General features: G+C 73.8%; 10 protein-coding genes. 6 read left to right on the top strand and 4 right to left on the bottom strand.

Annotated elements, in window-relative coordinates; genetic code table 11:
• The first annotated feature begins 29 nt into the window (after positions 1-29).
• The gene (locus ACFV4N_RS27235; protein ID WP_499675443.1) at positions 30-605 is read left to right on the top strand and encodes a response regulator transcription factor; all 576 of its coding nucleotides are present in this window, start codon (positions 30-32) and stop codon (positions 603-605) included.
• A gap of 1 nt (position 606) precedes the next feature.
• Complete coding sequence (locus ACFV4N_RS27240; RefSeq protein ID WP_499675444.1) at positions 607-774, top strand: hypothetical protein; 168 nt, start codon at positions 607-609, stop codon at positions 772-774.
• Between the two features lie 284 nt (positions 775-1,058).
• Here the strand turns inward: ACFV4N_RS27240 and ACFV4N_RS27245 are convergent, their stop codons facing one another.
• Positions 1,059-3,923, bottom strand: a complete 2,865-nt coding sequence (locus tag ACFV4N_RS27245; RefSeq protein ID WP_499675445.1) for an AfsR/SARP family transcriptional regulator — start codon at positions 3,921-3,923, stop codon at positions 1,059-1,061.
• Between the two features lie 118 nt (positions 3,924-4,041).
• Here ACFV4N_RS27245 and ACFV4N_RS27250 point away from each other — a divergent pair, with 118 nt between their 5' ends.
• Genes ACFV4N_RS27250 through ACFV4N_RS27260 form a run of 3 tightly spaced genes read left to right on the top strand, consistent with a single transcriptional unit; the run spans position 4,042 to position 9,094 of the window.
• Complete coding sequence (locus ACFV4N_RS27250) at positions 4,042-7,974, top strand: SGNH/GDSL hydrolase family protein (RefSeq protein ID WP_499675446.1); 3,933 nt, start codon at positions 4,042-4,044, stop codon at positions 7,972-7,974.
• 46 nt (positions 7,975-8,020) lie between these two features.
• Positions 8,021-8,431 carry a hypothetical protein gene (locus ACFV4N_RS27255; protein WP_499675447.1) on the top strand — a complete coding sequence of 137 codons (411 nt, stop codon included), beginning with the start codon at positions 8,021-8,023 and terminating at the stop codon, positions 8,429-8,431.
• Between the two features lie 51 nt (positions 8,432-8,482).
• The gene (locus ACFV4N_RS27260; RefSeq protein WP_499675448.1) at positions 8,483-9,094 is read left to right on the top strand and encodes an RICIN domain-containing protein; all 612 of its coding nucleotides are present in this window, start codon (positions 8,483-8,485) and stop codon (positions 9,092-9,094) included.
• An 81-nt stretch (positions 9,095-9,175) separates the two neighbouring features.
• Here the strand turns inward: ACFV4N_RS27260 and ACFV4N_RS27265 are convergent, their stop codons facing one another.
• The 3 genes from ACFV4N_RS27265 to ACFV4N_RS27275 form a co-directional block, all read right to left on the bottom strand.
• A complete protein-coding gene (locus ACFV4N_RS27265) occupies positions 9,176-9,691 on the bottom strand; it encodes a VanZ family protein (protein WP_499675449.1) in 516 nt (171 codons plus the stop codon).
• 141 nt (positions 9,692-9,832) lie between these two features.
• Positions 9,833-10,459: a response regulator gene (locus ACFV4N_RS27270; RefSeq protein WP_499675450.1), complete on the bottom strand. Its 627-nt coding sequence runs from the start codon at positions 10,457-10,459 to the stop codon at positions 9,833-9,835.
• The gene (locus ACFV4N_RS27275; protein WP_499675451.1) at positions 10,456-11,487 is read right to left on the bottom strand and encodes a sensor histidine kinase; all 1,032 of its coding nucleotides are present in this window, start codon (positions 11,485-11,487) and stop codon (positions 10,456-10,458) included. Before ACFV4N_RS27275 ends, ACFV4N_RS27270 begins: the two co-directional genes overlap by 4 nt.
• Positions 11,488-11,609: 122 nt before the next feature.
• Between ACFV4N_RS27275 and ACFV4N_RS27280 the strand changes: the two genes are divergently transcribed.
• Positions 11,610-12,101 carry a TetR/AcrR family transcriptional regulator gene (locus tag ACFV4N_RS27280; RefSeq protein WP_499675452.1) on the top strand — a complete coding sequence of 164 codons (492 nt, stop codon included), beginning with the start codon at positions 11,610-11,612 and terminating at the stop codon, positions 12,099-12,101.
• Positions 12,102-12,133: the final 32 nt, after the last annotated feature.

Consider the following 12,133-nt stretch of genomic DNA (forward strand, 5'->3'; position numbering starts at 1 on the left):
TGCTTATGATTTGTATATGAGTCAGCTGCATGGCCGGCTTGACCAGTTACCTCGGCTCGCGAGCCGAGATCGTGGTCCTGGAGTGGGACCAGCGGGCGCGGGCGGACGTGGTCGTCGTCGCCGTGGACCGCATCGGGCCCGAGGTGCTGTCCGGCCTGCGGCGGGTCGCCGCCGACGTCGGCGCGCCGATGGTGCTGGTGCTCGACGAGGTCGGCGAGAAGGACGTGCTCGCCGCCGTGGAGTGCCGGGTGGTGGCCATCCTGCCCCGCAGCGCCGCCACCGGGGAGCGGGTGCTGCGCAGCGTCCTGGCGGCCGCCTCGGGCGGCGGCGTCATGCCGCCCAGCCTGGTGGCGGAGCTGCTCAAGCACGTGGAGCGGCTCCAGCGGGAGCTGGTGTCGCCGGACGCGGGCGTGCCGAAGCTGACGCCGCGCGAGGCGGACGTGCTGCGCCTGATGGCGGACGGGCTGGACACCGCCGAGATCGCCAGCAGGCTGTGCTACTCGGAGCGCACGATCAAGAACGTCTTCTACGGGTTGACCACCCGGCTCAACCTGCGCAACCGGCCGCACGCGGTCGCCTACGCCTTGAGGAAGGGGATGATCTGAGGTGGACAAGACCTCGGTGGCCGAGCGGGACCGGGCCAGGCTGCGCCGAGTGGTGGACCAGGTGCGGCGGGGCCTGCGGGGCACGGCCTGCGCGCGAGGCGCACGCCCCGAACCGAACTGGATCATGTCGGCCAACGGTGTGATCGGCGCTCCCGCCGGGGACGAGTAGCAACTCCTCGTCGCACGGGAACACCGGGATCGGACCGGGGTGCGCCGGAGGACCGCGCGGCTGGGGCGCGGTTCCCCCGCTCCGGGTAGTACGAGGGAAGACCCCCGCTCATGCGGGAGGACATTCGTCTTGGCCCGCCCTGTCGGCGGGCGCCGAGATCGGCGGCGATCAGCCTGGCTGCGAGCTCCCTCGCCTCGTCGGCCTCGCGCGTGCCGCAGGGGTCGTGATGTCCGAGCCGATCGCGGCCAACGCGAGTACCACCCGGCCCGCTCTGCGGCCGTTGCTCATCGCCGCCCTCCCGGTACCCCGACCGGACCGCGGCCCGTGACCGGATCCCGGCGGCCACCGGGTTCGCCGTGGTCGAATTCGTCGAGGCCGAGCCCGTCGAGGTGGGCGCGGAGCCGCTCCACCTCGGTGTCGCGCCCCTGCCTCCGGTACAGCTCCAGGGCCGCTCGCCACGTCTCGCGGGCCTCGTCGGCACGACCCAGGGCGGCGAGCGGGTGGCCGATGCCGTCGAGGGACTCGGCTTCGTTGTAGGCGTCGCCCAGTTCCCGCCACAGCGCGAGGGCCTGCCGGTAGTAGCCGGTCGAGCCCTCGTGGTCGCCGCCCTGGTGGGCGGTGTAGCCCAGGCTGTCCAGCGTGTGCGCTTCGCCCTGGCGGTGGCCGTGGCGCCGGTGCAGCTCCAGCGCGGTCAGGCAGTGCCGCACCGCCTCGGCGTGGCGGCCAAGGCGGGCGTTGAGCCAGCCGATGTTGGCCAGGGCCTGCGCCTGCGGCACCGGGTCACCGAGGGTCCGGAACAGCTCCAGCGCACGGGTGGCGTGGTCGAGCGCGCTCTCCTCGTCCACGTTCTCCAGGACCTGCGAGAGGGTGCCGTGGAGGTACGCCTGGCCGGTGAGGTCGTCGTGCTCCTCGGCCGTCACGAGGGCCCGCCGCAGGAGTTCCAGCGCCTCGTCGTGCCGGTGCAGCCGGGCCAGGACCCGGCTGAGCAACCGGCGGCCCAGCACCACGTCGGCCGGTCCGCCGGCGCGCTCGACCGCGACCAGCCCCAGCTGCCAGGCGGCGGCCTCGTCGTGCAGGCGCGCCGTCCGGTGGTGGAAGGTGTTCAGCGCCCACGCCAGGTGCCACACGACGTCGTCCCACCGCCGGTCGGCCGCGGCCCGCTGGGCGGCCAGGACGCAGGCGTGCTCCCGCTCGAACCAGGCCATGGCCGCGGAGTGGTCGGCGACCGGCTCCGGGTGGCAGCCGGGGACCGGCGGCGCCACGTCGATCAGCTTGCGCTGCGGCGACAACCTCAGGTCCGCGGCCAGCGCGGTGTGCAGGTAGGAGTCGACGACCCGCCGCAGCGCCGCCTCCCGCGCCGGGGCGGGCAGGTCGCGGGCGGTGTCGGCGGCGTACTGGCGGATCAGGTCGTGCATCCGGTACCGGCCGCGGGCGTCGCGGCTGATCAGGGACGCCTGTTCCAGGGCCCGCAGCACCACCCCGGCCCGGTGCGGGGGCAGGCCGATCAGGTCGGCGGCGGCCGCCAGGCCGATGTCCGGGCCGGGGGCAACGCCCAGCAGCGCGAACGCCGTGCGCTGCTCGGGCGTGAGGGCCCGGTGGGACCAGGAGAGCACGGCGGGCAGGCTCGCGGCGGGGTCGTTGTCGTCCAAGGCGCCGAGCCCCAGGTCGCGCAGCTCGTCGACCAGCGCCGTCAGGGGCAGCCGAGGGCGGGTGCGGGCGTGCCCGGCGACGATGCCCAACGCCAGCGGGTAGCCGCCGCACAACGCGATCAGCTCCTCGATCGCGGCGGGTTCGGCGTCGCCGAGCCGGTTGACGAGCAGGGCGCGGGCCTCGGGGTCGGAGAGCGCGTCCAGCGCCACGTGGGCGGCGGCGTGCCCGGTGTTCAGCCCGGTCAACAGCTCGCGGCTGGTCACCACGACCGCGCACGCGGCACCGCCGGGCAGCAGCGGGGTGACCTGCGCCGCCCCGGCGGCGTTGTCCAGCACCACCAGCACCCGCCGGTCCGCCACCAGGCTCCGGTACAGGGCGGCCTGGGCGTGCGGTTCCCGCGGCAGGCGGTGGGGTTCGACCCCCAGCGCGTCGAGGAAACCGCGCACCGCCACGTCCGGGTCCATCGGCCGGCCGTCCGGGGCGAAGCCGCGCAGGTCGACGAACAGCTGACCGTCGGGGAACCGGTCCAGGTGCCGGTTCGCCCAGTGCAGGGCCAGCCAGGTCTTGCCGATGCCGCCCGCGCCGGCGACGGCCGTGATCATCGTCGAGCCGTCCGCCGCGGCGCGGGCCAGCTCGTCGTCGAGCCGCCGCAGCTCGTCGTCGCGGCCGACGAACAGCCAGGGGACGGCGGGCAGCTGCCGGGGCACCACCGCCCGCTCGGCCACGTCCCCGGACCGGGCGACGGGCGGGGCGACGGGCGGGGCGGTGAGCGCCGGGTCGGCGGCCAGGATCCGCCCGTGCAGCTCCACCAGCGCGGGACCGGGATCCGCGCCCAGCTCGTCGAGCAGCCGTTCACGCACGTGCCGGTAGTGCGCCAACGCGTCCGCCGACCGCCCGGCGCGGTGCAGCGCCAGCAGGTACTGCCCGGCGACCCGCTCGTCCAGCGGGTTGCCGGCCACCCGCGCCGCCAGCTCGTCCACCAGGGTCCCGCCCTCGCCCGCGCGCAACCGAGCGTCGACCAGGTCGTGCTCGGCGGCCAGGCGCTCCTGCCGCAACAACTCCCGCTCGGCCTCGGCCCACTCGCCGGTCAGCCCCGCGAGCACCTCACCGCGCCACAGCGCCAGCGCCTCGGTCCACCACCGCGCGGCCCGCGCGCCGTCGGGGCAGGCGCGGGCGCGGGCGCACAGCCGCCGGAACCGGTGCAGGTCCACCGCTGATTCGTCCGCCGCCAGCAGGTAGCCGCCCGAACGCCGGACGAGTTCCACGCCCTCCGCACCGGCCAGGACCTGCCGCAGCCGTGACAGGTAGGTCAGCAGCGTCGGCCGCGCCCGCAGCGGCGGCTCCTCGCCCCAGACCCGCTCGACCAGGCGTTCCACCGGCACCACGCGGTTGACCTCCAGAGCCAGCGCTGCCCACACGGTGCGCTGCCTGGCCGGTCCGAGGTCCACGTGCCGGCCGTCCACGACCAGGGCGACCTCGCCCAACAACCTCAACTCCACCAACGCACACCCCCCATTTCGGGGGCCTGACGTGCGCTTTCAAGGAAGTCACCGAAGCTTCGCAGGACCGATCGCGCACAGTCTCCCCCTCATGCGATTCTCAGGGGGGTCGACCTTGTTGTCCACCAGATCACCGGACGTCCGGGCAGCGGTGGTCCCGCGCCCGCGCGTCCGCCTGCTCGCGCTCGCCGCGGTGTCGATCACAGCCCTCGTCGTGCCCGCCGCGCACGACCGCGGCGGGACGGCCGTCGCCGACCCGGCCGCGGCCCCGGAACGGCCGCCGACCGCCGAGGTGGCGCCCTCGGACCGGAACGCGCTGCTGGGCGCGGACTGGCGGGCCTCCGCCGACCGGGCGTGGACCACGACCGGCGACGCCGACGGCTTCCACGTGCTGGTCGCCGAGGCGTCGTCGGGCTACGCGTGGCGCACGGCGGCCACGTTGTCCGAGCCGGGGTTCGAGGTCGACCGGTGGATCGGCAACTCCTGCCTCACCGGTTCCGGGCAGCGGCTGGTGGTGGCCTACGCGCCGCGCACGTTCACCAACGAGGAGGAGCTGTCCTCACGCGGCGCGTTCGTCGCCGTCGTGGACCTCGCCACGGGCGCGGTGACCAAGCCGCCGGTCCGCAGCACGCTGGCCTACTTCAGCCCGGGCTGCGGCACGGGCGAAACCGCCGTGGTGACCCAGAGCCTGACCGGTGAGGGCCTCGCCGGCGGCCCGGAGCGGACGCGGGTGGTCAGGCTCGACGCCGCCTCCGGCACCCCGGCCGAGCCGGTCGAGGTGGCCGGGCAGCTGACCTCGGCCGTGCCGGTGGGTGACGGCATCGTCGCCGCCGACGGCCACAGCCTCGTGCGGCTGGCGGGCGACGGCGCGCGCGTCCTGCTCGCGCCGTCGACCACCGTGCCGTTCGAGCTGGTCCCGGACGCCGACGGCGGCGTGGTCTTCCTCGACCTGTCCGCCGACCGGGCGTTCGTGCGGCGGGCCGCCGGGGGAGCCGACCTCGCCACGCTCGCCGCCGGTGGCATCGGGGACCTCGGCGTCGAGGCGGGCGCGGGCGGCCGGGTGTTCGTCACCGGCCGGGCCGAGGAGGTCGCGGCGCTGCCGCCGGGCGTGCGCCGGCTCGACGTGCCCGCCGACGCCGAGGTCTCGACGCTGGGCGAGTTCGCCGTCACCCGCGTCACCGCCGCGCCGGGTGTCGACCACCTCTCGGCGCGGGACGTGCGCCTGGACGCCCGGTCGACCAGGACCGGCCGGTCGGTGGCGTTCGACGTCGACCCCGCGGCGGCGGTGGCCGACGCGGCGGGCAGCGGCCGGGTGGCCCGCGCCGCGCCCGGCGGGGTCGCCGCCTCCGGTGCGCCCGACGATCCGGTGGACGGCGACCGCTGGTGCTCGGTGCCGCGCGGCGACCCCCGCAACCAGGCGATGCAGCCCAAACCCAGGCAGATCGAGTGGGCGGTGGACCAAGCCGTGCGCTCCTCGCTGACCGTGCGGCGCGAGGCGAACTGGAAGAACCTCGGGATGCCCGCCTACTCGCCGCAGCAGGTCTTCCCGCTGATGCCGCTGGAGGGCGGCGGGACGATCCCGGCGCAGATCGCGCTCGGCATCGCCGCGCAGGAGTCCAACCTGTGGCAGGCCACCGGCGCGGCCATGCCCGGTGTGACCGCCAACCCGCTCATCGGCAACTTCTACGGTCGCGCCATCTACGACGACAACAAGGGCGACGACTGGGACATCCACTGGGACAAGTCCGACTGCGGCTACGGCGTCATGCAGATGACCGACGGGATGCGGCTGGCCGGGCACGAGAAGCCGAACGAGATCGCGCTGCCGTACCAGACGCAGCGGGCGGTCGCGCTGGACTTCGCGGCCAACGTCGCCGCGGGTGTTCAGCTGCTCGGCCTCAAGTGGAACGAGGTCCGCCGGTCCGGGCTCACGGTCAACGGCGGCGATCCCCGGCACGTCGAGAACTGGTTCTTCGCCGTGTGGGCCTACAACTCCGGCTTCTACCCCAACCGGAACGACGGCTCGCCGTGGGGCCTTGGCTGGCTGAACAACCCGGCCAACCCGCGGTACAAGCCGGACCGGCTGCCGTTCCTGGAGCACGGCTACGACGACGCCCGGCACCCGCAGGACTGGCCCTACCCGGAGAAGGTGATCGGCTGGGCCGGGCACCCGATCAACACCTTCGAGGGTCCGGACCAGCCGATCGCGGGCTACCGGCAGGCGTGGTGGGTCGACGCGGAGTACCGCGCGCTGGCCAAGCCGCCGAGGTTCCTGTTCTGCGACCAGTCCAACCAGTGCGAGCCGGGCAAGGGGTACGTGCCGAACTACCCGGGCAACCCGCCCGGCGGGCAGGGCGACGTCCGCGGTGAGCCGGCCGGGCCGTGCGCGCACAAGACCGACGGCTACTACGACCTCAAGTGCTGGTACCACCAGTCGGTGTCGTGGAAGGAATGCCCGCGGCAGTGCGGCAACGAGCTGCTGCGCTTCGACCCCGGCTACGCCTACCAGGAGGACGCCACGAGCTACCCGCCGAACTGCTCGACGGCGGGCCTGCCGCCCGACACCCTCGTCATCGACGACGTGCCCGACACGACGCCGTCCATCCGGCCGGGCTGCGGGCGTCCCTGGCAGAACGCGGGGCGGTTCTCCCTCGACTTCGCCGCCGACGCCACCGGTCACAGACCGTCCAAGGTGGACTTCCACCAGCTCGGCGCGGGCTTCGGCGGCCACTTCTGGTTCGCCCACACCCGGCAGGACGACGACGAGGGACGCAAGATGCGCGTCACCGGCACCTGGAGCGCCGACCGGGCCGTCCACGGCTGGGCACGGGTCCTGGTCCACCTGCCCGACCACGGCGCGCACACCCAGCAGGCGCGCTACCACATCGACCGGGGCAACGGCTTCGACCGGCGTCGCGTGCTGTCCCAGGGGATCGAGGCCAACCGGTGGGTCTCCGCCGGGGTCCACCAGTTCTCCGGCGTGCCGAAGGTGCGGCTGTCCACCGAGACCTACGACGGGAAGGGCACCGACGACGTGGCGTGGGACGCCGTCGCGTTCCAGCTGCTGCCGGGCAAACCGCAGCACCTCGTGGCGGCGCTGGGCGACTCGTACTCCTCCGGCGAGGGCATGGGCGGCTACGCCCGCGAGAGCGACGACAACCACGGCAAGCCGCGCTGGAACGCCTGCCGGCGCAGCGCCTCGGCCTGGCCCAGGGTGATGACCGTGCCCGGCGCCGCCGAACCGGTGGGTCACCTGTCCGACCGGTTCAGCACGAGCACCGAACTCGGTTTCGTGGCCTGCTCGGGGGCCAGGACGGTGAACCTGGTGGGCTGGCGGCCCAACTCCTGGGACCAGCCGGAGGAGTACCAGCACGGCGAAGGGCAGTTCCACGAGATCAGCCAGCTCGAGTCCGGCGTGCTCGACGAGAACACCTCGCTGGTCACCATGACCGTCGGCGGCAACGACGGCGGCGCCTTCGCCAACGCGGTCGTGGAGTGCTCCGTCGGCCACTGCTGGGACGAGGCGTTCCTGGAGGAGTACCGGGCGGTCATCGACCGGTCCGTGGCCGCCACCAAGGAGGTCGTCCGCAAGGTGCACCAGCCCGGTTACGCCCCCAACGCGCGGATCCTGCTCGCGGGCTACCCGAAGCTGGTCAGCACGGCCAACGGGTGCGGGCTCGGCGGGCTGCTCATCGACCCGAGGGACGCCTCGTCGCTCAACAGCCTGGCGAACTACTTCGCCTACCAGCAGGACCAGGCCGTGCGGCAGCTCAAGGCCGAGGGCATCCCGGTCGACTACGCCTGGCTGACGGGGGTGTTCGACGGGCACAGCGCCTGCGACGACGGCGAGTGGATCAACGGCTTCTCCAGCGGGCCGCGGGGCGAGGGCGACTTCCACCCCGGCGACAAGCCGTCGGCGCTGTGCGTGCCGTGGGACGGCGGCCCCTGCCTGAGCCGCGAGAGCTTCCACCCCAACCAGCAGGGCGGGCGCGCCTACGCCCGCGCGGTGGAGGAGGTGCTCCGCGCGACCGGCTACACCGGCAACGGCTGAGCGTCCCCGCCTCCCGCAGAACACCGATCGAGCGAAGAGGTCGAACATGTCATCCAAGAGAACCCCGGTCCGCGTGGGAGCCGTGGCGGCGAGCGCCGTCGCGATGCTCGGCCTGGTGACCGGCACCGGTCACGCCTCCGGTCCCACCCCCGCGCCGGACGTCTCGGCGCAGGTCACCTACGTGTGCTACTTCGACTCCTATTGGCTGTGCGCCGAGACCCTGGTCAACGTCTACCAGCGGGCCCGGCCGACGTCGAAGTCGGACCACGTCGACCTGCTGTCGAAGGGCCGGTCCGTGCAGCTCCGCTGCTGGGCCGAGGGCGAGGTGGTCAACGGCGTCAACGTCTGGTACTACACCGCCACCGACGTGGACTACCCGCACCAGACGATCGGCTGGGTCACCGGCGCGTACCTGTCGACCGGCCGGGACCCGGCGTGGGGGATCGGGCACTGCTAGGCGGCCGGCGGCACGTGATCTTCCACGATGGGAACGACGAAGGGGGAAACCATGCGGTCACAGCGAAACCGCGCGTCACTGGGGGCGGTGTTCTCACTGCTGGTGCTGTTCACGGCGGTCTTGGCGGCGCCAGCCTCCGCGGCACCGGTGGCGGCTCGGGTCGCCGCCACCCCGGTACCGGCGGCGCCCGCACCGCCACCGGCGCCGATCGGCCCGGACGGGGTGCGGGTGCAGGGGTCGTGGTCGGGCCCGTACACCTACCGCAACTTCCACAGCGGGAAGTGCCTGGACATGAGCGGCACCGCCGAGGGCGCCGCCGCGGTGCAGCGGCAGTGCCTGGCGGGCCACAGCTCCCAGGCGTGGTACGAGTGGTTCTACATGGGGGACGGCTCGGTCGCGTACTTCTTGATCAGCAACGGCTTCACCGGCCAGTGCATCACCGGCATCCACGGCCGCGGCGTGGCGCTCTGGCAACAGCCGTGCTACGAGGTCGAGCACCAGACCTGGATCAGGACGGTGGCCAACATGAACCAGTACACCAACGAGATGACCTCGCTCTGCATGGAGGTCGGCGGCTGGGCCACGCACGACGGCGCGATCGTCATGTCCTGGGACTGCCTCGGCAACCCGAACCAGCTCTGGTCGAAGTTCGGCTGGCACTGAGCAGCGATCGGGGGTGAACGCCCGGCACCGGGCCACCGGTGCCGGGTCGTCCCGTTCGCGGGGTGCGGTGCGTCACCGCGGTCACCGCTCCACCGGCCGACGCCGGCGCACCGCCAGCACACCTGCCGCGAGCACCGCCGCCGCCACGGCTCCCGCGCTGTTGTTGAGGAAGTCCTGCGTCTCGCACAACCCGCGCCGCGTGAGCGGCTGCACGACCTCGATCGCCGCGCTCAGCGCGACCGCCGACACCAGCACCGCGACCGGCCGTCGCGTGGCCAGCACGGCGCAGAACACCAGCGGCACGAACAGCAGGGCGTTCAGCAGTTCCACCGAGCCGTGGAGCGAGAAACCGTTGATCTGGCAGAACTGGTCCCGGCCCGCCCAGTCCGGCAGCGCGCGCGAGAACGTCACCCCCAGCACGACACCGAGCGAGACCCCCGCCAGCACCGAGGGGACCGGTCGCCACCCCGCCCTCCGCGCCGCGAGCCGCCCCCCGAAGCCCAGCGCCACGCCGCCCGCCACCACGCCACCCGCGATGAGCGGGTTCGACAGCGCGCGGAACACCTCGCCGAACGCCCACCACACCTGATCCAGCACAGGTCGAAACCCTCCGTCCACGACGAGATCCGATGCGGACGAACCTATTGCCGGGCGGGGTGGCGCCGGATCGGCCGACGGACCGGGAGGTCCTGGCCGTTCGGCCACCCGGAACGGGCGGAGCCGGCCGGATGGCCGGGGTCAGCCGGCCACCACGTGCGCGCGGAACGCCCAGGTGACGATCTCGACGCGGTTGCGCGCGCCGACCTTGCCCTGCACCGAGGCCAGGTGCGCCTTCACCGACGACACCGAGATCCTCATCGCGGCGGCGATCTCGTTGTTGCTCAGCCCCCGCGCGACGTGGCGCACGACCTCCAGCTCCCGCGGGGTCAGCACGTCGGCGTCGGCGCTCGGGACCGGCGGCACCGACCGCCGCAGCACCCGCGACACGACCTGCGGGGACACCAGGACGTCACCCCGCGCCGCCGACCTGACCGCCTCGACCAGCAGGCCGGGACTCGCGTCCTTGGTGAGGAACCCGCACGCGCCCAGGTCCAGCGCCCTCTCCAGCACCTCGTCGCTGTCGAACGTCGTCACCACCACGACACGGGTGTGCGGCGCGAGCCGCCGGGTGACCTCCAGGCCGTCCAGCCCCGGCATCCGCACGTCGACCAGGCAGACCTGCGGCTGCAACTCGCGGGCGCGCTGCACCGCGCTGATCCCGTCCGCGACGTCGGCGACCACGTCCACGTCGGGTTGGGACTCCAGGATGAGGCGGAAGCCGGCGCGGACCATGGCCTGGTCCTCGGCGATGAGCACGGAGATCACGCGCGCGCCTCCAGCGGCAGCTCGGCCGTGACCAGCCAGCCCTCCCCGGTGGCCCCCGCGAAGAACCGCCCACCCAACCCGTGCACCCGTTCCTCCATGCCGATCAGCCCGAACCCGCCCGAGTGCGCGGGTCTGCTCGTCCCGTCGTCCACGACGGACAACAGCACCGCCGACGGGGTGAGCCGCACTTCCACCGCCACGCTCGTCGCGTCCGGGGCGTGTTTGCGCGTGTTGGTCAACGCCTCCTGCACGATGCGCAACACCGACCGCCCGAGCTCGGGCCGCACCACCTCGGTCAGCTCGATGGTGGTCCGCACCGGCAGGTCCGACGACTCGACGAGCCGGTGCAGGTCGGCGGTGAGGTCGCCGGTCGCGGCGGGGGCGCCGTCGCCCCGCAGCGTGCTGACCATCGCGCGCATGGCCCCCATCGCGTCGGTGCCCCCGTCGATGATGCCCGGCAACATCCCGCACGCGGCGGCCTGGTCGCGCTCCGCCACCAGGAGCGCCGCCCGCGCCCGCACCAGCATCCCCGTGACGTGGTGCGCCACCACGTCGTGGAGTTCCCTGGCCATGTCGAGCCGTTCCTCGCGCCGGGCCCGGTCTTCCGCCGCCGCGGCGAGCAGCACCCGTGACCGTTCGCGCGTCCGGAGCAGCACCCCGGCGAGGACCGCGACGACGCCCAGCGCCAGCACCAGTCCGACCGCTCCCGCGCGCGACACCGGTGCGTGTTCGCGGATCCAGGCCGCGTGCGCGCCGACGAGCAGTACGACGGCGACGGACGGCGATGCGACGAGCGCCGGAGCCGTTCGCGCCAGCGCCACCAGCAGCGCCGTCCCCGCGAGCACCTCGGCCGCGGTCAGCGCGGGGTGGTCGAACGGGCTCCCGCCGACGCCGGGCCCGTCCAGCAGCACCGCCCGGCTGAAGCCGCTGAGCAGCCCGGTCCTCAAGAAGACGCCGGCGCACACCACGACCGTCGCGACGACCAGCGTTCGTGCCCGTGCCCACCACGGGCCGCGAGGTTCCCCCACGACGGGCGATCGTACGCACCGCGTCGCGCCGCGCCGGGTGGGGCGGGGTGTGTGGGAGGGTGCGCGCAGTTAAGGAACGATCGTTCTTGACTGATCGTTCCTCAACGGTCTAGGGTCGGCACATGGGTCGACCCAGGGGATTCGACGAAGCCGAGGTGGTGCGGGCGGCGGCGGTGCTGTTCGCGGGGCGGGTGTACGACGGGGTGTCCGTCGACGACCTGGTCACCCACCTGGGCGTGCACCGCAACAGCCTCTACAAGACCTTCGGCAGCAAACGCGGGCTGTACCTGGCGGCACTGCGCTGGTACGTGGAGCACGAGGTCGGCCCCCTCGCCGCGTCGCTGAGGCGCGCCGGTGACTTCGAGGTGGCCTCGCGCTTGGTGTCGGGCACCGGAACGGGCCTGGACTTCCTGCTGCTCGCGGCGGCCGAACGCGCTCCCGTGGACGACGAGGTCGCCGCGGAGGTGAACCGGGCGCTGAACGCCATCGACGAGGCGCTCGGCACCGCCACGGCCGTTCCCCACGCCACCGCGGCGCTGCTCGGCCTGCGCCTGCGGGCCAAAGCCGGACCCGACCGGGCGGGCGCCGCCCCCGATTCCTCCCCGCGACGATAAGTAGCACGACATGGCGAATGTCCACATCGACG

The sequence above is a fragment of the Actinosynnema sp. NPDC059797 genome, from assembly GCF_042732085.1.
Classification (GTDB): Bacteria; Actinomycetota; Actinomycetes; order Mycobacteriales; family Pseudonocardiaceae; genus Actinosynnema.